Annotated in this window: 19 protein-coding genes and 1 pseudogene; 16 read left to right on the forward strand and 4 right to left on the reverse strand. The window is 64.3% G+C overall.

The features are described 5' to 3' along the window. Positions 1 to 20: 20 nt before the first annotated feature. The 6 genes from ACR64R_RS24790 to ACR64R_RS24815 all read left to right on the forward strand — a co-directional run bounded on the left by ACR64R_RS24790 (position 21) and on the right by ACR64R_RS24815 (position 6,330). A complete protein-coding gene (locus ACR64R_RS24790; RefSeq protein ID WP_487358873.1) occupies positions 21 to 752 on the forward strand; it encodes a FadR/GntR family transcriptional regulator in 732 nt (243 codons plus the stop codon). Then, entirely contained in the window at positions 749 to 1,951 is a 1,203-nt protein-coding gene (locus tag ACR64R_RS24795) for a PLP-dependent transferase (protein ID WP_487358874.1), read from the forward strand. Before ACR64R_RS24790 ends, ACR64R_RS24795 begins: the two co-directional genes overlap by 4 nt. A gap of 27 nt (positions 1,952 to 1,978) precedes the next feature. Beyond that, entirely contained in the window at positions 1,979 to 3,256 is a 1,278-nt protein-coding gene (locus ACR64R_RS24800; RefSeq protein ID WP_487358875.1) for an ABC transporter substrate-binding protein, read from the forward strand. Between the two features lie 231 nt (positions 3,257 to 3,487). Further along, a complete protein-coding gene (locus ACR64R_RS24805; protein WP_487358876.1) occupies positions 3,488 to 4,411 on the forward strand; it encodes a carbohydrate ABC transporter permease in 924 nt (307 codons plus the stop codon). Then, the gene (locus tag ACR64R_RS24810) at positions 4,411 to 5,259 is read left to right on the forward strand and encodes a carbohydrate ABC transporter permease (protein WP_487358877.1); all 849 of its coding nucleotides are present in this window, start codon (positions 4,411 to 4,413) and stop codon (positions 5,257 to 5,259) included. The genes ACR64R_RS24805 and ACR64R_RS24810 overlap by 1 nt, the downstream gene beginning before the upstream one ends. Before the next feature lie 3 nt (positions 5,260 to 5,262). Further along, a complete protein-coding gene (locus ACR64R_RS24815; protein ID WP_487358878.1) occupies positions 5,263 to 6,330 on the forward strand; it encodes an ABC transporter ATP-binding protein in 1,068 nt (355 codons plus the stop codon). A 9-nt stretch (positions 6,331 to 6,339) separates the two neighbouring features. On the opposite strand, the gene ACR64R_RS24820 is transcribed toward ACR64R_RS24815, so the two are convergent. Genes ACR64R_RS24820 through ACR64R_RS24830 form a run of 3 tightly spaced genes read right to left on the reverse strand, consistent with a single transcriptional unit; the run spans position 6,340 to position 9,507 of the window. Next, positions 6,340 to 7,191 carry a TIGR01459 family HAD-type hydrolase gene (locus ACR64R_RS24820; protein ID WP_487358879.1) on the reverse strand — a complete coding sequence of 284 codons (852 nt, stop codon included), beginning with the start codon at positions 7,189 to 7,191 and terminating at the stop codon, positions 6,340 to 6,342. Further along, complete coding sequence (locus ACR64R_RS24825; protein WP_487358880.1) at positions 7,188 to 8,462, reverse strand: FGGY-family carbohydrate kinase; 1,275 nt, start codon at positions 8,460 to 8,462, stop codon at positions 7,188 to 7,190. The genes ACR64R_RS24820 and ACR64R_RS24825 overlap by 4 nt, the downstream gene beginning before the upstream one ends. Positions 8,463 to 8,466: 4 nt before the next feature. Further along, entirely contained in the window at positions 8,467 to 9,507 is a 1,041-nt protein-coding gene (locus tag ACR64R_RS24830) for a class II aldolase/adducin family protein (RefSeq protein WP_487358881.1), read from the reverse strand. A gap of 193 nt (positions 9,508 to 9,700) precedes the next feature. On the opposite strand from ACR64R_RS24830, the gene ACR64R_RS24835 reads away from it, so the two are divergent. From ACR64R_RS24835 to ACR64R_RS24880, 10 genes and pseudogenes are all read left to right on the forward strand, one after another. Then, positions 9,701 to 10,483, forward strand: coding sequence for a DeoR/GlpR family DNA-binding transcription regulator (locus ACR64R_RS24835; protein WP_487358882.1), 783 nt, complete (start codon positions 9,701 to 9,703; stop codon positions 10,481 to 10,483). Continuing rightward, positions 10,480 to 11,860 (forward strand): annotated as a pseudogene (locus tag ACR64R_RS24840) (FGGY-family carbohydrate kinase). Before ACR64R_RS24835 ends, ACR64R_RS24840 begins: the two are co-directional and overlap by 4 nt. Next, complete coding sequence (locus tag ACR64R_RS24845) at positions 11,857 to 13,413, forward strand: sugar ABC transporter ATP-binding protein (protein WP_487358883.1); 1,557 nt, start codon at positions 11,857 to 11,859, stop codon at positions 13,411 to 13,413. The pseudogene ACR64R_RS24840 and the gene ACR64R_RS24845 overlap by 4 nt, the downstream one beginning before the upstream one ends. Further along, on the forward strand, positions 13,410 to 14,408 hold the full coding sequence (locus ACR64R_RS24850; protein WP_487358884.1) for an ABC transporter permease subunit: 999 nt from the start codon (positions 13,410 to 13,412) through the stop codon (positions 14,406 to 14,408). Before ACR64R_RS24845 ends, ACR64R_RS24850 begins: the two co-directional genes overlap by 4 nt. An 83-nt stretch (positions 14,409 to 14,491) precedes the next feature. Beyond that, entirely contained in the window at positions 14,492 to 15,430 is a 939-nt protein-coding gene (locus ACR64R_RS24855; RefSeq protein WP_487358885.1) for an ABC transporter substrate-binding protein, read from the forward strand. Positions 15,431 to 15,500: 70 nt separating this feature from the next. Next, positions 15,501 to 16,394, forward strand: coding sequence for a sugar phosphate isomerase/epimerase family protein (locus ACR64R_RS24860; RefSeq protein ID WP_487358886.1), 894 nt, complete (start codon positions 15,501 to 15,503; stop codon positions 16,392 to 16,394). Between the two features lie 162 nt (positions 16,395 to 16,556). Next, positions 16,557 to 17,042: a hypothetical protein gene (locus ACR64R_RS24865; protein ID WP_487358887.1), complete on the forward strand. Its 486-nt coding sequence runs from the start codon at positions 16,557 to 16,559 to the stop codon at positions 17,040 to 17,042. A 118-nt stretch (positions 17,043 to 17,160) separates the two neighbouring features. Next, positions 17,161 to 18,600, forward strand: coding sequence for an aldehyde dehydrogenase family protein (locus ACR64R_RS24870; RefSeq protein ID WP_487362544.1), 1,440 nt, complete (start codon positions 17,161 to 17,163; stop codon positions 18,598 to 18,600). A gap of 18 nt (positions 18,601 to 18,618) precedes the next feature. Then, a complete protein-coding gene (locus tag ACR64R_RS24875; RefSeq protein ID WP_487358888.1) occupies positions 18,619 to 19,194 on the forward strand; it encodes a DUF1349 domain-containing protein in 576 nt (191 codons plus the stop codon). Positions 19,195 to 19,270: 76 nt separating this feature from the next. Next, on the forward strand, positions 19,271 to 20,260 hold the full coding sequence (locus ACR64R_RS24880) for a glycosyltransferase family 10 fucosyltransferase (protein ID WP_487358889.1): 990 nt from the start codon (positions 19,271 to 19,273) through the stop codon (positions 20,258 to 20,260). Between the two features lie 78 nt (positions 20,261 to 20,338). Here the strand turns inward: ACR64R_RS24880 and ACR64R_RS24885 are convergent, their stop codons facing one another. Beyond that, positions 20,339 to 21,904: a glycosyltransferase gene (locus ACR64R_RS24885; RefSeq protein WP_487358890.1), complete on the reverse strand. Its 1,566-nt coding sequence runs from the start codon at positions 21,902 to 21,904 to the stop codon at positions 20,339 to 20,341. Positions 21,905 to 21,916 lie beyond the last annotated feature (12 nt).

Here is a 21,916-nt window from a genome sequence, read left to right on the forward strand (position 1 = left end):
CCACTTTAGGCTCACCCGGCGTGACCGATCTCCTGCCCCCCATTCAGACCACGGCCCGCGATGACGCGGTGCTGAAGGCGTTGGCCGGGTTCGTGCGGCAGGAGGGCTTGGGTCCGGGCGAAAAGCTGCCGACCGAGCGCATCCTGGCCGAACGGCTCAAGGTCAGCCGCAATACGGTGCGCGAGGCGCTGACGCGCTGGGAGGGGCTCGGCCTCGTCGAGCGGCGGCAGGGTTCAGGCACCTATCTCAAGGCCGCCGTCTCGCCCGACATGCTGCACATGCCGCTTACGCTTGCCGGCGGCAATGATTTCGCCGGCCTGATGGCCACGCTGGAGATACGCCGAGCGCTGGAGGCGGAGGCCGCCGCGCTCTGCGCCATCCGTGCCGGCAAGGCTGAGCTCGCCGAGATCGAGCGTAAGCTCGACGTCATGGAGGAGGCCTTCCAGACCCGCGCCGGCATGTCCTCGGAAGAGGATTGGGAATTCCACCAGGCGATCTTCCGCGCGTCCGGCAACCCGCTGTTCGAGCAGATCATCGCCGCCATGTACGAGATGTTCCACCGCTTCTGGGAACATCCGCTCGGCGTGCGCGATTTTGGCCATGCCAGCTTCCCCTATCACCGCACCATCTTCAATTGCATTGCCGCGCGTGACCCCGAAGGGGCTCGCGCCGAGGCGCTGAAGCTCATCGCCACCGTCGAGGACGATCTGAAGCGCGGTGCTGCAAACCTCAAACTTTCGGACCGCAGATGAACGAGCAGCCCAACACCTTCGATCAAGCCTCCCTGGCCAGTGACTATCTCCGCGAGGCGGCGACCCTTCTGGCGCATGACGATCCCTTCCCAGGCGGCTCCGTGGTGCCACCGATCTACCAGACTTCGCTCTTCACCTTCGCCAACTACGCCGACATGGCCGACACCTTTGCCGGCAGGAGGAAGCAGCCGATCTATTCGCGCGGCGACAACCCGACGGTGATGGAGTTCGAGGCGCGCGTGGCGGCGCTCGAGGGCGCCGAAGCCGCACGCGGCTTCTCCAGCGGCATGGCGGCGATCAGCGCCACGGTGCTCGCCTTCGTCGGCGCCGGCGAGCGCATGGTTGCCGTCCGCAACTGCTATGGCGATGCCTACCGGCTTTTCGAGCGACTGTTCCCGCGCCTTCATATCAAGGTCGACTATGTCGACGGCTCCGATCCAGATGCGGTTGCCGCGGCTCTGCCCGGCGCCAGGCTGCTCTATCTGGAAAGCCCGACCTCCATGATGTTCGAGCTGCAGGACCTTGAACATCTGACGCGGCTAGCGAAGGAGCAGGGCATCGTTACCACCATCGACAATTCCTGGGCGACGCCCGTCTTCCAGAAGCCGATCTCGCATGGCGTCGACCTGGTGCTGCATTCGGCCTCGAAATATCTGAGCGGCCACAGCGATACCGTCGCCGGCGTGGTGGCGGGTTCGGCCGCCCACATCAAGCACATCAACGAGCAGACCTATTCCTCGCTCGGCGGCAAGCTCTCGCCCTTCGAAGGCTGGCTGTTGTTGCGCGGCCTGCGCACATTGCCGTTGCGCCTGCCACATCACATGAAAAGCGGGCTCACCATCGCCGAGCGGTTGAAGGCGCATGGCAAGGTCGAGCGGGTCAACCATCCCGCCTATTCCAACCATCCTGGCAAGAAGACATTAGCCGGCTATGCCGGGCTGTTCTCTTTCGAGGTCACCGAGGATGTCGACATCCCTGCCTTCGTCGATGCGCTGAAATTCTTCCGCATCGGCGTCAGCTGGGGCGGCCATGAAAGCCTGGTCGTGCCGGCCAAGGCCTCGCTCGAGCAGACGCCGGGCATCAATTCGATGGCGCGCTTCGGCGTCAGCCCCCGAACCATCCGCTTCAATGTCGGATTGGAAAATGTCGAAGACCTCTGGGCCGACATCGCCCAGGCCTTCGACAAGTCAAAAAAATAACGAGTGTTCAAAATGGGAGTCCTGAACATGAAAAGACTGACCTTCATGCTTGCCGCCGTCGCCGGCCTGGCAATCTCCGCCAGCGGCGCTCTCGCCGACACCACCATCAAGCTGGTCGAGGTGATCACCAGCCCGCCTCGCACCGAGTTCCTGAAGAAGCAGATCGCCGAATTCGAGAGCGCCAATCCCGGCATCAAGGTGGAGGTCGTGTCGCTGCCCTGGGGCCAGGCCTTCGAGAAGTTCCTGACCATGGTGCAGGCCGGCGACACGCCTGATGTGGTCGAGATGCCGGAGCGCTGGATGGGCCTCTACGCCAACAACGGCCAGCTCGAGGACCTCGGCCCCTATATGGCCAAGTGGCCTGACGCCAAGACGCTCGGTGACCGCGCCAAGCAATTCGGCTCGACCGTCAACAACACGCAGTTCATGATCCCCTACGGCTACTATGTGAACGCGCTGTTCTGGAACAAGAAGCTGTTCAAGGAAGCCGGCCTCGACCGTCCGCCGGCGACGCTCGACGAGTTCGTCGAATTCTCCAAGAAGATCTCGGCCATCCCCGGCAAATACGGCTACTGTCTGCGCGGCGGCCCGGGCGCCTTCAACGGCATGCACATGTTCATGAACATCGCCGACGGCAAGGGCGGCTATTTCACCGACGACGGTGTCTCGACCATCAACGACGAGGGCTCGGTCAAGGGCCTGCAGATGCTGGCCGACATGTACAAGAACGGCCTGGCGCCGAAGGACGCCGTGAGCTGGGGCTTCAACGAGACGGTCACCGGCTTCTATTCCGGCACCTGCGCCATGCTCAACCAGGATCCCGACGCGCTGCTCGGCATCGCCGACAAGATGAGCCCCGACGACTTCGCCGTCGCGCCGCTTCCCGTGGGGCCCAGCGGAAAGTCCTACCCGACGCTTGGCTATGCCGGCTGGGCGATGTTCGCCAACTCGCAGCACAAGGACGAGACCTGGAAGCTGATGGCGACGCTGCTTTCGCCCAAGGACAATCTGGAATGGGCCAAGGAAGTCGGCGTCATCCCGATCCACAACGGCGCCGACCAGGACGCGCATTTCAAGACAGAGCAGTTCAAGGGCTGGTTCACCGAGCTCAGCGACAGCTCCAAATATGAGATGGTGACGCCGCCGACGCATCTGGAGAACCTCGGCAACTTCGTCGACCAGGTGGCGATCAAGAACTTCCAGGAAGTCCTGCTCGGCCAGAAGCCGGCCAAGGAAGTGGCCGACGAATGGGCCAAGTTCCTGACCAAGGAACAGCAGGACTGGCTGGCCAAGAACAAGAAGTGAGGCGCAGGCTTTTCCTTCTCCCCGTTTCACGGGGAGAAGGTGTCACGAAGTGGACGGATGAGGGGCCGCGCCATATTTTCGTGAGTTCGCGCCGCCCCTCATCGGCCTGCCGTCCTTCGCGGCAGCTGTGTCGCCGCTACGCATGGTGAACCGGCATCTTCTCCCCCGTGAGCGGGGAGAAGGAAGCTGTCGCCTGGGCCAGCATCCACCTATCACCGTAGAGCCAGATCTATGACCTACGCAGTGTCCGAAATCCGATCCGCCGCCCGGCCGCGCAAGAAGCGGCTGACAAAGGCCGTGATCGAGCCGTGGCTCTATCTTTCGCCAGCCATCGTCCTGCTGGTACTGGTGCTGCTGGTGCCGCTGATCATCGGCATCAGCTACTCCTTTCGCAAGTTCTCGGCCTTCAAGTCGCAATATGTCGGCCTTGCTCAGTACCAGGCGATGCTTTCTGATCAGGTGCTCGGCCAGGCGCTGATCAACACACTGTGGTGGACTGCCGCCAGCCTGTTCTTCCAGTTCTTTCTGGGCCTGGGTCTGGCGCTGCTGCTCGACAAGCCCTTCTACGGTCGCAAGGTCGTTCAGGCGGTGGTCTTCCTGCCCTGGGCGGTGCCGTCCTTCCTTTCGGGCCTCACCTGGGCCTGGCTGTTCAATCCGATCATCGGGCCGCTGCCGCACTGGCTTTTCGCGCTCGGTTTGAAGGCGGAGCCGACCAATGTGCTCTCCGACCCCGCCACCGCCATGTGGGGACCGATCATCGCCAACATCTGGTTCGGCATCCCCTTCTTCGCCATCACGCTGCTTGCGGCGCTGAAGTCGATCCCCTCCGAATTGCATGAGGCGGCGGCAATAGATGGCGCCTCGCCCTGGCAGCGTTTCACCAAGGTGACGCTGCCCTTCCTGGCGCCGACCATCGTCATCACCGTCATGCTGCGCACCATCTGGATCGCCACCTTCGCCGACCTGATCTTCGTCATGACCGAGGGCGGGCCGGCCGGCTCGACCAGCACGGTGCCGGTCTACATCTATGTCAGCGCCTTCAAGTCGCTGGACAAGGGCTACGCCTCGGCGGTGGCGGTGTTGCTTCTGGTTCTGCTCATTGCCTACGCCATCGGGCTGATCGCCATCCGCCGCATGCTTGTGAGGCACGTCTGATGATCGCCGGTCGCTCCACTTCCTCGCGCATTTTCGGCGGCGTCGGCCTCTACGCGGCAATAGCCGCTTATGTGATCTTCGCGCTGTTCCCGATCTTCTGGACGCTGAAGATCTCGGTGACACCGGAGCGCCTGCTCTATTCCGAAGGCATCACCTTCTGGCCCTCGCAGACGACGCTCAAGAACTTTACCATCGTACTCGAAGCGTCCGACTTTCCGCGCTATTTCCTCAACAGCGTCATCGTCTCGGTGTCTACGGCGGCCCTGGTGACGATCATCGCCACGCTCGCCGGCTACGCCATGTCGCGCTTCACCTTCCGCGGCAAGGCGACGCTGGCGATCCTGTTGCTGCTCACCCAGACCTTCCCGTTGGTCATGGTCATCCCGCCGATCTACCGCATCATGGGCGATCTCGGCCTGACTAACAGCCTGATCGGCCTGATCATCATCTACACCGCCTTCAACACCGCCTTCGCCACCTTCCTCATGCAGTCATTCTTCGACGGCATACCGAAGGATCTGGAGGAGGCGGCGATGATCGACGGCTGCACCCGCGCCCAGGCGATGCGCAAGGTGATCGTGCCGCTGACCATGCCCGGCATGGGCGCGACGCTCGGCTTCGTCTTCACCGCCGCCTGGAGCGAGCTTCTGTTCGCGCTGATGCTGATCTCCAGCGACGAGCAGAAGACCTTTGCCGTCGGCCTGCTCACCTTCATCGGCAAATTCGCCGTCGACTGGGGACAGATGATGGCGGCCTCCATCCTGGCGCTGATCCCGGTCTGCGTCTTCTTCGCCTTCCTGCAACGCTATCTCGTCACCGGCCTCACCGCCGGCGCGGTCAAAGGATAAAAGATGGCTTCCGTCACGCTGCAAAACGTCGAGAAGGACTATGGCGCGCTGCGCATCCTGCACGGCGTCGATCTCGAGATCGCCGATGGCGAGTTCGTCGTCCTCGTCGGCCCGTCCGGCTGCGGCAAGTCCACGCTGCTGCGCATGATCGCCGGCCTCGAGGAGGTCACCGGCGGCGAGATCCATATCGGCGAGCGCCTCGTCAACGACGTCGCGCCCAAGGATCGCGACATCGCCATGGTGTTCCAGTCCTACGCGCTCTATCCGCATATGGATGTCTCCTCCAACATGGGCTTCAGCCTGATGCTGAAGAAGGCCGAGAAGACGACTATCGACGGCCGCGTGGGTGCTGCCGCCAAGCGGCTCGGCCTCGACAGCTTCCTCGGCCGGCTGCCGCGCCAGCTTTCCGGCGGCCAGCGTCAGCGCGTGGCCATGGGCCGCGCCATCGTGCGCGATCCGAAAGTCTTCCTGTTCGATGAGCCGCTCAGCAATCTCGACGCCAAATTGCGCGTGCATATGCGGGCCGAGATCAAGGCGCTTCACCAGCAACTCAAGACGACGTCGGTCTATGTCACCCACGACCAGGTCGAGGCCATGACCATGGCAGACCGCATCGTCGTCATGCATGACGGTTATGTGCAGCAGGTCGGCCGTCCGCTGGAACTTTACGACCGTCCGGCCAACATCTTCGTCGCCGGTTTCATCGGCTCACCCGGCATGAATTTTTTGCCGGCTAATGTTGCCAAGGCTGGTAAGGTCGATGCCGTGCTTGCCGACGGCCAGAAGCTGCGATTACCGGATGGCCTACCACTTGAGGACGGCGACCCTCTGACCATTGGCCTGCGGCCCGAGCACATCAAGCTGGTCGACGATGGCGCGCTGAAGGCCGAGGTCGAGGTGGTCGAGCCGCTCGGCCTGTCGACGCAGTTCTATGTCCGGCTGGCCAACCAGCAGATCTGCGTCTTCGTCATGGGTCGCAGCGACGTAAAGCCGGGCGACACGATCCGCCTTGCCGCTGATCCTGCGGCGCTGCATCTGTTCGACCCGGCGAGCGGAAGCCGGATCGACTGAATCAGCGGATCAACGCCAGCGAAAGGCGTCCAGGGTGTAGTCCGGACGCGCATCGAGCTTGTCGAAAAGTCCGGCAAGGTCGCCGCTGTCGGCCAATATCCCGGACAGAACCAGTGCTGTCGCCACGCCGGCGGCCTTTCCGCCAGCGATATCGTGCTCGACGCTGTCGCCGACAGAGATCACGTCGTCGAGCGCCGGATTTCCTGCAAGCTCCAGCGCCGCTTCGTAGATCGCCGGATAGGGCTTGCCGATACGCGTGACGCTGCCGCCGAGTTGTTCATAAAGATCGGCAATCTCGCCGGCCCCGAAGCGTGGTCCGACCGCGGTCAGCATGACCCGATCCGGGTTGGTGCAGAAGCACGGCACTTGCCGTTCCGCCGCCGGGCCGAGAAGCCTACGGTAGTGATCAAGGTCGTAGCGGTCGCCCTCGCTGGCGGTGATCAGCACCAGTTCGGCGTCATCGCCGCGCCCGGTTGGAACGAGGGACAGGCCCTCGATCGCCGAATGGTCGCCATCACGGCTGATCAGCAGGCATCTCGTTCCCGCCCGCAGCGCGCCCGAGCCCGCCATGTTGTGGAAGCTACGCCAGGCCACCTCGCCGGAGGAGACGAAATGGTCCCAGCTTCCTGCCTCGAAGCCGAGCTTCAGCAGGCGCCGTTCGTTTGGTTCCGCCCGCTTGCCGGAGTTCGAGATCAGCGCCACCGTCGTGCCGGCCCGCTTCAGCGCCGACAGCGCTTCGACCGCGCCCGGATAGGGTCGCTGCCCGTCATGCAGCACGCCGAACTGATCGAGCAGGAACACGCTGTAATGCTTGGCGAGCGCCGCGACGCCGTCGAGATGCTCTGGGTCCTTCGTCCTCACAGCAGCCCCGCCTCCTTCGCGCCCATCAGCGCCAGCCGCGCCGTGCCCGCCGCTGCCTGGTCTGAAAGCGCGGCTAAGAAGGCGACGCCAAGCTTACGCTGCCGGATCGCGGTCCAGGCGGGATTGGCGGCGCCGCCGCCGACGCTCCTGACGGATGTCAACCGGGGCGCGCCAAGCTCGGCAAGCCGCCGGTAGCCGAGTGCCTCGATCGCAGCGATGCCTTCCAACATCGCCTTCAGATAGTCGGCATCGGAATCTGGCCGGGGCATGAGCCGCGGCTGCAATGCCGGATCGGCAATAGGAAAGCGCTCCCCGGGTGAGCCGAGCGGATAATAGCCGAGGCCGGTCTCTGTTGCGGGATCGATCGCCGCGCTGAGCTCGATTATGCGCGCCAACGAAAAGTGCTGGGCAAGGACCTTGCCGCCGGTATTCGACGCGCCGCCCGCCAGCCACATATCGCCGAGCCGGTGGCTGTAGATGCCGTAGCGCGGCGCAAAGATCGGCCCGTCGGACAGGATCTTGATGGTGAGCGACGATCCGAGCGCGGTGACGCCCTCGCCTGTGGTTGCCGCACCCGTCGCCAGGAAGGAGGCGCAGCCATCCGTGGTACCGGCAATCACCGCGACGTTGCGTCCAAGCCCGAACTGGTCGGCGGCGGCCGCTGTGAGCCCGCCGATAACATTGCCCGGCCGAACGACGGACGGCAGAATCTCCATGCACATGCCTGTCGCCGCGATCCACTCCGGCCAGCGGCGCGCCTCGGCATCGTAGCCGGTCTTCAGGCTGTTGTTCTCGTCGCTGACGTCGAAACGGCCGGAAAGTTGGCCGGCGATCCAGTCGGCCTGGTGTAGCACGGCATGGATGCCTGGCAGGCGCTGGAACCACAGCGCCTTCGCAAGGCCAGACGTCGCCCCATGCGCGGCGCTAGCGTCTGGGGCCATGTCGGCGATCGCGGCGAGGATCGGCTCTTCTGCAACTTTGTCGTTGTACATCAGCGGCTCGGCCAGCGGCCGCCCGGCGCCATCCACGGGCAGCACAGTCCCCGAGGTTCCATCCACGGCGATCGCCCGCACCGCGTCGCGGTCGATCTGCGAGAGCAGCTCATCCAGCGTGGCTTCGACCGCCGCCCACCACACGGCAGGGTCGCGGCTGTTCATGCCGAAGCGCTCGAGCGGAGCGGCAGTGCTCGCGATGATGGAAAAGTCAGCACGCATCGCAACGGCGCGTGACCCGGAAGTGCCGATGTCGATGCCTACTGCCAGTGGCGTCATGCACCTAACCTGCGGCGTTCAGTTTCTGGCGATACTGCTCGGCATCCCAGTTGATCAGCTCGTCATTCTCGACGGCGGTGAGATAGTTCAGGCGCGCCGCGATGTCGATCCGCGCGGTCACATCGGCGAGGCATCGCTGCATCGCGTCGGCGCCGGAACCGGCATCACCCCGCATCAGCACGCCGACGCCAGGAAAGAGGATCGCGACCGGGTTCGTGCCCAACCGGTTGGCGACGTCGGCAACCTGTTCGCCGGGCCTTGCCACCACGGAGCCTCGGCCGAGGAAAATGACATGATCCGGGTAGAGGCTGCCGCCCTCTGCGATACGGCGACTGTCCGGGTCAAGCGCTACCGCATGTGCTTCGATATCCGCCGGCAATCGATAGCCGCTGCCGCTGCTAAGTGCCTCGAGCGCCGCGACATCCGGGTTTGCCGTCTGCCGCGCCGGGCGCGCCAGCAGCGATCTCACCCGATGCAACAGACGCTCCGCCTCCGCCACGGTCTCCGCCGCGACGACCAGTCCGTGATTGCCCAGGATCAGCACGTCCACCCCCGGCCGGAGGCGCTCGGCAATGCCCTGGGCAAGCGGCAGGCCCGGCCGGCGGTAGGGGACATAAGCCCACGCGATGCCCTGGAGGCGCCGCCCGGCCTCGGTCTCGCAATTGGCCTGGACGGCAAGGGAGATCGTGTCGACGCAGTGGACATGCAGCACCACGCGTTGCGGCATCAGCGCATGCACGGTGGTCTCGATCGATGGGCGTAAGCCGCGCGGATTGAGCGCATCGATGGCAAAGGCCTGCGGCTTGTCGGCGCCCGGATCGCGCCGTTCGACCGCCTGGAGGAGCGGCACCATAGCCACCGGCACCATGATGTCGTCGACCAGCGCGTCCTTCAGCCACGTGCCGGAGGCCTTGATCCACAGCGTTTCGCCGTCCTTCAGCGATGTGTTGCCACCGGCTGCCTGGGTCATATGCGGATCGGCCCCGGTGGCGGCCGAAAGCGTCCGCAAGGCAGACAGTTCCTGCGTATCAACTTTGGTCGCCATGGCGATCTTCCTCCAACGGCTTGGCCGATCTCGCATGATCTCCCACCGCGGAAGAGCGATTGGCGCTGATATCGCAGATGCGAGCGATCTACGTCAACAGTGATCTACTATCATCAAAACCGACTTGCAATCTGGCCGATGTTGAGTAAGTTGCACCAATTGCCGTGCAAAATGGCATTATCGGGAGGAAAAGTTGAGCGACTCCGGCCGCCAGCGTCAGATCGTCGAACTGTTGCGGGACCGCCCGTTCGCCTCGGTGCGCGAACTGCAGCAGCGGCTCGGCGTCTCGGCGGCGACGGTCAGGCGCGACATCGACAAGATCGACGAGGCCGGCGAAGCAAGGAAAGTCTATGGCGGCATTTCCGCGCTCGACGGCGCCTCGCATGCCGGTATCGCCTATGCGAGGCCCTACGACGAAAATCGCGATCTGGCGGTCGATGCCAAGCGGCAGATCGCCGCCGTGGCCGCCACCATGGTGCGGGACGGCGATGCGGTCATCATCCATGGCGGATCGACCTGCTTCCACCTCGGCGTCAAGCTCGCCGACCGCAACATCCGCCTTTTTACGAATTCCATGCCGCTCGCTGCCTACCTCAGCGATCATGGCCATTGCAGCCTGACCATCGCCGGCGGCGATCTGCACCGCGAGCCCGGCATCATCCATTCGCTCACCCAGTCCGTGCCTTTCTACGCCTCGAAGTTCTTTCTGGGCGCGCAGGGGCTCGGCCATGAAGGCGTGCTGGAATCGCATCCGCTGCTGGTGCGCTCGATCATCGATCTCAGCCTCTGCGCGGACCAGATCGTAGTGCTGGCCGACAGCCGCAAGCTGTCGATCCACGCGCGCAACGTTGCGCTGCCGCTGTCGCGCATCGGCACGCTGGTGACCGATGACGGCCTGTCCGACGCCGATGCGCGCATGCTGGAAGATGCCGGTGTCGCCGTGCGTATCGCCTCGTCTTCGGGAGCCGTCCAGTGAAGGTGGCGGTGCTCGATTTCGGCAAGACCAACTCGAAGCTGTTCGTCTTCGGCCAGGACGGGCGCATCGTCGACGAGCGGCGCACGAAACCCGACTGGATACGCAAGGGCGGTCTCAGCGTGCTTGACGAAACGGCGCTGCATGACTGGGCGCTGTACGCCGTCAACGAGGCCGCCGATGTGCACGGCGTCGAAGGCCTGATGGTGTCGGGCCACGGCTGCACCTTCGCGCTGGTCGGCGACACGGCGCTGACGCATCCGATCCTCGACTATGAGCAGGAGCCGCCGGCCGATGTCGCCGCGCGGATCGATCGCCGCATCCCCGATTTCGCCGAGACCTTCTCGCCGCGCCTGCCGCTCGGCTTCAACTATGGCCGCCATATGCTGTGGCTGCAGGAGGTGGAGCCCGGCGCCTTCTCATCGGCGCAGGCTATCCTCGGCTATCCGCAATACTGGAGCTGGCGCTTCGGTGGTCGCGCCGTTTCGGAAGTGTCCTATCTCGGCTGCCATTCGCATCTCTGGGCGCCGCGCAAGCGCGACTTCTCCTCGCTGGTCGATGCCGAAGGCTGGCGTGGCCGCATGCCAGCCTTCGCGCGCGCCGGAGCGGTCATCGGTGAGCGGCGCTTCGGTGGGGCCGGCAGGCCGGTCGCCATCCATAATGGCGTCCATGACAGCAACGCCGCGCTCCATGCCTATCGCCGGCAGAACCTCGGGCCGCTCACCGTGGTGTCGACGGGCACTTGGGTGATCGTGCTCAACCCGGACTGTCCGCTCGAAGCGCTCGACCGCGAGCGTGACATGCTGGCCAATGTCGACGTCGATGGCGGCCCGGTGCCCACGATCCGCTTCATGGGCGGGCGCGAATTCGCCGTGATCAGCGGCAATTGGCAAGGCGCGATCGCCCCAGCCGCGATACAGCGAGCGATCGACGCCGGCATCATGGCCCTGCCGAACTTTGCCCCGGGCGGACCGCTGCCGGGGCGGACCGGCGAAATCCTCGGGCCCGTTTCCGATGCCGAACAACGCGCGGCGGTGGCGTTGCTTTATGTGGCATTGATGAGCGATCTGTCGCTCGATCTGATCCGCTCAAGCAACACCGTCATCGTCGATGGTGGGCTGAACGCCGGCGGGCTGCTCGCCTCCCTCTTGGCCGCTCTGCGGCCGGGACAATCCTTCCTGCAGGGGGCCACGCTGGAAGGCAGCGCCACGGGCGCCGCCGCGCTTGCCTTCGAAAGTGTCGGCCGCGAGTTCGCCGCCGAGACTCCGGAATCCGGTACGCGCCGCGGACTTCAAAGGTCTGGGCCGCTATCGTGACGCCTGGCGCGACTTCGTTGCCCAAGATGGTTTCGCCGGCGCGGCGGCAGGAGGTGCGCAATGAGCGCCGCCGCTCGCGTGGAGGCGCCGCAAAGGCCGGTGCTGGAGATGCGCCACATCTCCAAGACCTTTGGTCCCGTCCGCGCCTTGCAGGACGTATCGCTCACCGTCAATGCCGGCGAACTGCATGCGCTGATGGGAGAGAACGGCGCCGGCAAGTCGACGCTCATGAAAGTGCTGTCCGGCGCCTATCGGCCGGATGCCGGCGGCGAGATCCTGATCGACGGCGCGCCGGTTGCAACCGGCGACCCGATCAAGGCCCGTGCCCAGGGCATCGCCGTCATCTACCAGGAGCTTTCGCTGGCGCCGAACCTGACCGTGGCGCAGAACATCTTCCTTGGCAACGAGCCGCGCGGGTTCGGCATCGTCGACCGCGAGCAGTGCAACCGCCGCGCCAAGGAAATCATCGAGCGGCTCGGCGTCTCCTTTTCGGCCCGCGCCCTGGTTTCCAGCCTGTCGCTTGGCGAGCGCCAGCTGGTCGAGATCGCCCGCGCGCTATCGACCAGCGCCCGCATAATCGTCATGGACGAGCCCACCACCTCGCTGACCTCCCGCGAGACCGAAAGACTGTTCGAGGTGATCGCGACGCTGAAGGCGCAGGGCATCGCCATCATCTACATCAGCCATCGCATGGAAGAAGTCTACCAGCTCGCCGACCGCGTCAGCGTGCTGCGCGACAGCGGCTATGTCGGCACGCTGGAACGCGCCGATCTCAACGCCTCGCGCCTGGTCTCGATGATGGTCGGCCGCGATCTGTCGGCATTCTACAAGAAGGATCATCGGCCCCCCGACAGCCAGCGCCGTGTAGCGCTGTCGGTGCGCGGCATGTCGGACGGCCGGCTGCTGAAAGATTGCTCGTTCGATCTTTACCACGGCGAGGTGCTGGCGTTGGCAGGGCTGGTCGGTTCCGGCCGCACCGAGCTGGCCAGGCTTATCTTTGGCGCCGACCGCCGCACCGCGGGCGAGCTGAAGCTCGACGGCAAGCCCCTTGCCATTGCTTCGCCGCGCGAGGCGCTGGAGGCCGGCATCGCCTACCTCACCGAGGACCGCAAGGAGCTCGGCCTGTTCCTCGACATGTCGATCTCGGACAACATCAATATGGGCGTGCTAGCCAAGGATGCACGCGCCGGCGGTTTTCGCGACTTCGCCAGTGCCGAGCGGCGCGCCGCCAAGGCAATCGCGGATCTCTCGATCCGGACGCGCTCGGCGCAGGCCAATGCCGGCTCGCTGTCGGGCGGCAATCAGCAGAAGGTGCTGCTTGCCCGCTTGCTCGAGACCGAGCCTAAGGTCGTCATCCTCGATGAGCCGACGCGTGGCGTCGACGTTGGCGCCAAGTCCGAAATCTACCGACTGATCGACAGTCTCGCCGGCAGGGGCATCGCCATCCTGATGATCTCCAGCGAGCTGCCTGAAGTGATCGGGGTGGCCGATCGCGTGCTGGTGATGCGAGACGGTGCCATCGCCGGCGAGGTTTCGGCGGCGCAAGGCAGTCCGCTGCGTCAGGAAGAGATCATGGAACTTGCGACGGGAGCGGCCCAGAAAGGACCGACCAGATGACCGACAGTGTAACAACGACGAAAGCGGCGGATCAGTCAGCGGTCAGGAGCCGCCGGCTGCGCACCGCCTTCGCCGCGCTTGGCATGCTGCCGGTCCTGGTCCTGCTTGCCGTTGGTTTCCAGTTCATCAATCCGCGCTTTCTTACCGGCACCAACCTGCTCATCGTCAGTCAGCAGTCGTCGATCAACATCGTACTGGCCGCGGGGATGACCTTCGTCATCCTCACCGGGGGCATCGACCTATCCGTCGGCTCGATCCTTGCCGCCTCGGCGATGGTCGCGGTGCTGGTGTCGCTGGTGCCGGACTGGGGCATGCTCGGCATTCCCGCGGCCATTTTGCTCGGCCTCGGCTTCGGCGTCATCAACGGGCTGCTTGTCGCATATGTCAAGCTGCCGCCGTTCATCGTCACGCTCGGCTCGCTGACCGCCGTGCGCGGCGTCGCCCGTTTGCTTGGCGCAGACACCACGGTCTTCAATTCCGACCTGCCGTTCGATTTTATCGGCAACGGCTCGCTGTTAGGTATTCCCTGGCTGGTCATCATCGCGCTGACGGTGGTGGTGCTGTCCTGGCTGGTGCTCAAGCGCACGGTGCTCGGCACCTGGATCTATGCCGTGGGCGGCAATTCCGAGGCGGCGCGCCTGACGGGCATCAAGGTGCCGCTGGTGTTGCTCTTCGTCTATGGCGTGTCCGGCCTGCTCGCCGGCCTCGGCGGCGTCATGTCGGCGGCCAGGCTTTACGCCGCCAACGGCCTGCAGCTTGGCCAGTCCTACGAACTCGATGCCATCGCCGCCGTCATTCTCGGCGGCACCAGCTTCGTCGGCGGCGTCGGCTCCATCTGGGGCACACTGATCGGCGGCCTTATCATCGCGGTGCTCTCCAATGGGCTCATTTTGGCCGGTGTCTCTGACATCTGGCAGTACATCATCAAGGGATTGGTCATCATCGTGGCGGTTGCCCTCGACCGTTACCGGCTGCAGGCCGGAGCAAGAACGTGATTGACCTCGGTCGCCGGCCCCGGAGGGCCGGATTGTGTGTAACGCACCGTGAGAGGCGCGGGGCAATCGGAGGAAGCAAGTAAATGAAGACCATCGCCAAACTTCTCTGCGGCGCAGCCCTCGCGGCCCTCGCCATCGGGCCGGCATCGGCCAAGGACCTCAACAAGGTCGGTATCTCGGTCGGCCTGCTCGGCAACCCCTTCTTCGTCGCCACCATCAAGGGCATCGAGGATGCGGCCAAGAAAATCAATCCCAAGGTCGAGGTGACGTCAGTCTCTGCCGACTACGACCTCAACAAGCAGGTCTCGCAGATCGACTCCTTCATCGCCGCCGGCGTGGATGTCATCATGCTCAACGCCGTCGATGCCAAGGCGATCGCGCCCGCGGTCAAGAAGGCGCAGGCGGCTGGCATCGTCGTCGCCGCCTTCGACGTCTCGGCGCCGGGCGCCGATGTCACCGTGATGACCAACAACGTCAAGGCCGGCGAGGAAGCTTGCCAGTATCTGGTCGACCACACCGGCGGCAAGGGCAACTACGTCATCCTCAACGGCCCGGCTTCGTCTTCAATCCTGGAACGCGTCAAGGGCTGTAAGAACGTTCTCTCGCAGCATTCGGACATCAAGATACTGTCCGACGACCAGAACGCCGAGGGCTCGCGCGACGGCGGCCTCAAAGTGTTCCAGTCGCTGCTCACCCGCTTCGAAAAGATCGACGCGGTGTTCGCCATCAACGATCCGACGGCGATCGGCGCGCAGCTCGCCGCCAAGCAGCTCAACCGTTCGGAATTCATCATCACCGCGGTCGACGGCGCCCCCGACATCGAGAAGGAGTTCGCCTCCGGCACCTCGCTGATCAAGGCTTCGGCCTCGCAGGATTCCTATGTCATGGCGGGCCAGTCGCTGACGATGGCGGCAGATGTGCTCGCCGGCAAGAAGCCGGCCGAGGCGACCGTGCTGCTCGATCCGAAACTGATCACCGCCGAGAACCTGAAGGACTACAAGGGCTGGACGGCGGCCCGCTAAAAAGCCTGCTCCCAAGGCTGGCGCGGCCGGATCGTTCCGGTCGCGCTTCTTTCATCGGACGGAGACGATCATGTCGCGCATTGGAATTCACTCTTTCGTCTGGTCTGCGAGCTCGGCGCAGGCGGATCTCGAACGCACGTTGGCCAACACCAGGGAAGCCGGTTTCGACCTGATCGAGTTCTCCTATCTCGATCCCGCCGATGTCGATATAAGCAGGCTGGCCAAGAGCATCGCGGATCACGATCTTGGCGTTGCGATCAGTATCGGCCTGCCGGAAGACGGCGATATCTCCAGCCCCGACAAGGCGGTCGCCGCAAATGGGGTCGAAATCCTGAACAGGACAGTGGCACTCACCCGCGACCTCGGCGGCCGCAAGGTCGGCGGCATCCTCTCGAGCAGCCACGGGGTGCAGACCGAGCCTCCCTCGCGCGACCAGTGGAACCGCAGCGCGGCGACCCTGGCCAGGGTCGCCGAGACCGCCAAGGCCGCCGGCGTCACGCTCAACCTCGAAATCGTAAACCGCTTCGAGAGCAATCTGCTCAACACGGCCGCGCAGGGACTGGCCTTCATCGAGGACACGGGATCCGACAACATCTTCCTGCACCTCGACACCTTCCATATGAATATCGAGGAGGCCGATGTCGCTCTGGCCATCCGCCATGCCGCCAAGAAGATCGGCTATGTCCATATCGGCGAGAGCCATCGCGGCTTCCTCGGCACCGGCAGCATAGACTTCGCGGCCATCTTCGATGCGCTGACCGCCATCGGTTATGACGACGACCTCAGCTTCGAATCTTTCTCCTCGGAGATTGTGGACGAGAACCTGTCGAAGAAGACCGCCATCTGGCGCAATCTGTGGACCGACAATAAGGAACTTGCGCGCCACGCACGCCGCTTCATTGCGCTCGGCCTGGAAACGGCCCGGCGCAAGGCCGAGCTTGTCTCGGCTTCGCAGAGGCCTTGAAGACCCACGATTACTGTCCGCACGCACGACGCGGGGTCGCGGCCGATGGCGTGCCGAGACGTCGGGGCGCCGAAGGCGACCCCGTCCTCGAGAATATCGTGCGGTGAATGGCGAGCTCCAGCTCTGCTAGACTCCTGTTGATTCGTCTCGACAGGAAATCGCATGAGCAAGGCTCTAGGCACATTCGCACTGGTAACCGTCTTGAGCGCCTTGCTGATGGCGCTGTCATTGGCCGTGGCGAGGCACGGCTACCCCTATGGCGCCTATGGCGTGAAACGCCTCGACGGCATCGCCGACGCCGGCTCCTTCCTGGCGATTGCGGCCGTCTATTTCTTCGGCGCGATGCTGATGATGATCCTGCCCATCCGGGCCGCCGGCATCGTGCTCACCCATGCCGCCGATGCGGTCTTCTGGACGACGATCGTGCTCTTCGCGACCATCGTCGGCTCGCTTCTCGCAAGGTGGGCTTTTGGTCAGCACGAGGTGCTTTGGGCGCTTTTCAACTGGCGTTTCCTCTTCGTCGCCGCGATCGTGGCGGCACACCTGACCATGAACGAGCTTCGCCGCAACGTCCTGCTCAGAAGCCTGTTATTCGTTGTCTTCGGCGCGGTCACGCTCGCCTGCCTGTTCTGGTCATTCTCGACCTGACGAGAGGTTGGCACCAAGGTTACAAGACCGGATAGACCTCCCGCCGGACAATGGCTATATCATTTGTCCGACAATTGAGCGGCCGATGGCTGCCGTGACCGAAACCCAGGGAAACAAGATGACCATGCTGCGCAAGAATCTGATCGATGGCGAATGGCTTGGCGAGGCCGGCTCGCGCAACATCAACCCGTCGAATACCAACGACGTCGTCGGCGAGTACGCGTCGGCCGGGCCGGAACAGGCAAAGCAGGCCATCGCCGCTGCCAAGGCGGCCTTTCCGGCCTGGTCGCGCTCCGGCCCGCTGGCCCGGCACGCCGTGCTCAAGAAGACCTCCGACGAGATCATGGCGCGCAAGGACGAGATCGGCCGCTCGCTGGCGCGCGAGGAAGGCAAGACGCTGGCCGAGGGCGTCGGCGAGACGATCCGGGCGGCGCAGATCTTCGACTTCTTCGCCGGCGAGACGCTGCGCCTCTCGGGCGAGACGGTGCCGAGCGTTCGGCCCGGCATCGGCGTCGAGATGACCCGTGAAGGCGTCGGCGTCGTCGGCATCATCACGCCGTGGAATTTCCCGATCGCAATTCCCGCCTGGAAGATCGCGCCGGCGCTCACCTACGGCAACACGATCGTCTTCAAGCCGGCCGAGTTGGTCCCTGAAAGCGCTTGGACCATCGTCGACATCCTGCATCGCGCCGGCCTGCCCAAGGGCGTGCTCAACCTCGTCATGGGCAAGGGCTCGGTGGTCGGCCAGGCGATGCTAGACAGCCCCGACGTCAACGCCATCTCCTTCACCGGCTCCGTCGGCACGGGCAAGCGCGTCGCTGCCGCAAGCGTCGAGCACATGCGCAAGTTCCAGCTCGAAATGGGCGGCAAGAACCCGCTCGTCGTGCTCGACGACGCCGATCTGGCCGTCGCCGTCGATTGCGCCGTCAACGGCGCCTATTTCTCGACCGGACAGCGCTGCACGGCGTCCTCGCGCCTGATCGTCACCGACGGCATCCACGACCGTTTTGTCGACGCCATGAAGGAGCGGCTGGACAAGCTCGTCATCGGCGACGCGCTCGATGCGCAGACCCAGATCGGTCCCGTCGTCGACGCAACCCAGCTGAAGCAGGATGAAGACTACATCGCTATCGGTGTCAGGGAAGGCGCGACGCTTGCCTTCGGTGGCGAGCGGCTCGATCGCAGGACACCGGGTTTCTATCTGCGGCCGGCGCTGTTTGTCGGCTCGACCAACGCCATGCGCATCTCGCGCGAGGAGATTTTCGGTCCGGTCGCCAACGTGATCCGCGTCAAGGATTATGACGAGGCGCTGGCCGTCGCCAACGACACGCCATTCGGCCTCACCTCCGGCATCTGCACGACCAGCCTCAAGCATGCGACGCATTTCAAGCGCAATTCCGAAGCCGGCATGGTCATGGTCAATCTGCCCACGGCGGGCGTCGACTTCCATGTGCCGTTCGGTGGCCGCAAGGGCTCGAGCTACGGTCCGCGCGAGCAGGGCCGCTACGCGATGGAGTTCTACACCACGGTGAAGACCGCCTATACATTTGCCGGCTGATCCTCCTGGAGGAGCTCGATGAGCGTGGCCGGCATGACATGGCTCAATCCGCCGCCGCACCACATGGCCGGCGACGGCACGCTCACCGTTCGAACGGGCAAGGACACCGACTTCTGGCGCGAGACCTTCTACGGCTTCTGGCGCGACAATGGCCATTTCCTTTACCGTTCGGTCGAGGGCGATTTCAGCGCCGAGGTCACCGTAAATGGCGACTATAAGGTGCTCTATGATCAGGCGGGGCTGATGCTGCGCCTCAGCGAAACGCACTGGATCAAGGCCGGCATCGAATATACCGACGGGCTGGCCTACGTCTCCGTCGTCGTCACCAACGACACGTCCGACTGGTCGCTGGTCAATATAGCCGCCGGCAGGGACGGCGTCAGGATCCGACTGACCCGCCACGGGGAGGCGATCCGCATCCAGTATCTTGACGTTTCCGATGGCCACTGGAAGCCGGTGCGGCTGGCCTATTTCCCGATCTCGAAAACGGTCGACGTCGGCATGATGTGCTGCTCGCCGCAGCGTGAAGGTTTCGAGGTGACCTTTTCCGACTTCGCGATCGGACCGGCGATTTCTCGCGAATTGCACGGCTGAGCCCGCAAGGGGCGCTGTTCTTTCGCAATCGCCGGGAATGGCGTAAGACGGCGCGTCGCCTGACCCGAAGGGCCCGATGCCATCAAATACTCCCCTGATTCTGTTCTGGACGCGCTACTTCGATAAACCCGTCGATATCGTGGAATGGTCGCAATGCTCCGTTCCGGTCGAATGGACCAACGATCGGCGGCGGCTTGCCGAAGCCGATGCGGTGGTCTTCCATCTGCCGAATTCCCGCGAGATCGGCGACGCCTGCAAATACCCCGGTCAGCTTTGGGTCGCCTGGTCGATGGAGAGCGTCGTCAACTATCCGGCGATGGCCGACGCGTCCTTCATGCGGCACTTCGACGTTGTCATGACTTACGAGGCCGCGTCGGATGTCTGGACGCCTTATCTGCCGCGAGCGGGTTGGTGGGATGCCGCGCGAAATGAGCCCATACCGCCCAGGGTCGAGAGCGCGCTGGCGGTGCATTTCCAGTCGTCGGGCTTCAACAAGAGCGGTCGCGACACATTCGTTACTGAGCTGTCGCGGCATATCGCGGTCGATTGTTACGGCCGCTACCGGTCCAACCGTCAGATCACGGGCCCCGATCTCGGGCGACAGACGAAACTCGAAACCATAGGCCGCTACCCCTTCTGCCTGGCGCTGGAGAATTCGATAGCGCCCGACTACGTCACCGAGAAGATGTTCGATCCTCTCGCCGCCGGCACGGTGCCCGTATATCTCGGCGCACCCAACGCGGGGGAGTTCGTGCCGGAGGGCTCCTATATCGACGCCGCGTCCTATCGCACGCCGGCCGAGCTTGCCGCCTATCTTCGGCATCTTGCCGAGACGCCGGGTGACTATCAGGCCTATTTCGCCTGGCGCTCGAGGCCCTTGCCGGACCGGCTGGCGCGCCGGCTGGACGAACTGGAGGCGCCGGTGCAGCGCCGTCTGGCCGAACTCGTGCACCGGCACGCGCAACAACGCTCCGGCCGGTTATCGGGCAGGCCTTCGCTGCCGTTCGGAGCCATATCCTTCCTGCGCACGCGACTGCGGCGCGGAAGAGCCGCACGCGATCGCTGAGCGCTTCTGCCTGGCACATGATGGCGCAAGGTACGAAGGCTTTCGGGCGGCATAACCATCCATCACTTGATTGGCCATTCACCATGGCACATGCAGGATTTCCAGCTTGGGCAGTCCGATCGGCCTGATCCCCAGGTCATTGGCCAAGGCGCCGAAACCCTCCGTCTCGATCAGCTCGCGGTAGGGGATTTCCGGGAAGCGCAGGCCGCCGCGATGCAGGGCGGCGTCGACCAGGAGCATGGTTCCGCCGACGCCGTCGAGGCCAATCCGTTCGAGGTGGCGGACATCACTCAGATGCAGCCGTCCCGGTGCATGTTGGGGAGGCTGATAGAGGCCGTCATGCACGTGGCGGAAGTAGTTGTGGTCCTTTTTGTGCCGCACCGTCACGAAGCTGTTTAGGTCGAAACTGTCGCCGCCCGCCACCTTAACGCAGTGCGGCACCACGATGCGATGTCCGGCCGCGATCAGACGGGTGACGACATCCTTTGGAAAGCGCCAGACGTCGATGTCGATCCACAATGCCCAGTCATCGTCCTCGTTCAACCCGTGGTCGATCAGATGGTTGCGCACCTTGGCGATCCCGCCGCGCCTTTCGCGCTGCAGATTGCGGTCTGCCCGTCGGTCTCGATCGAGCTTCGTGCCGAGCGGCCTCCGCAGCAGCTCGACCCCGCGATAGTCCTGGCCGATCGCCGCAACCGCGGTCCGCAGTCGTTCCCAGCTGCCGTCAGAGCTGTCGCCTTCGCAGAAGACGAGCCTGATCTTGTCCTTTGGATAGTCGAGCTGCCGCACGGCGGAGAGAAAAGGCTCGATGTGTTGCGCCGCGTCGCGCAGCGGGACGAATATGGCCAGGTTGGTTCCCGCTGGCGGCGGCGCCGCGACCGCGGCCTGGCTGACGCCGCGTCGCGCGGCTTCCTCATCGAGGACGTCGCCACGCGTCAAGCGGTGCCTGGCCTGGAGGAACAGCTTGCGTAGCCTGTGCCGCAATCGTGGCGGCTTCTCTCGCGTCCACCACGTCCCGGCCCAGTGATGGATGGACAGGCTCCTGCCGCCGCCGCCGGCCGGAGCGCCGTCCGAGTCGATGGGCGAGAACAATTCGGCCGGATGAATTGCGAAGACCGTCTGGTCATGATAGCCCAACTGCGCGGAGGTGAGAACGCAAGGTCCCGTCGCGTCGATTGCCTGCCTGGCATTCACCAGGCCCGGCAGGAACGACATCAAATGCAGCCAGTACGCATGTCCCGGCGGGCTTGCCATGGTCCCGTTGAACAGAAGGTAAGGCAGCCCCCGGAAGTCCGCCTGGACGCGCGCGTGCGTCTCAGGCTCCTTGCAGAACACAATCCGGTCCTCGTCCATGATCGGATCGAAGGGAGCAACGCATTCGCAGTCGATGTCGGCGTAGACGCCGCCGAAATGGTGCAGAAGCAGGTAGCGGCACGCATCGGCCCGCAGCACGCCATGTTCATAGCGGCAGAAGGTTGGCAGGAAGTCCGGATAGTGGCTGGCGACGAATTCGAGCAGCGCCCGGTCGTTCCAGAACATCACCGTCCAGTCCGGATTATGTCGCTTCCAGCTTTCGGCATAGGCTCGGTAGCGGGCGGGGATGGTGTCGGTCTTCCAGGTCTGGTGCAGTATTTTCGGAATCATGGCCATACACTG

The organism is Mesorhizobium sp. MC2-1-1, from assembly GCF_057597255.1.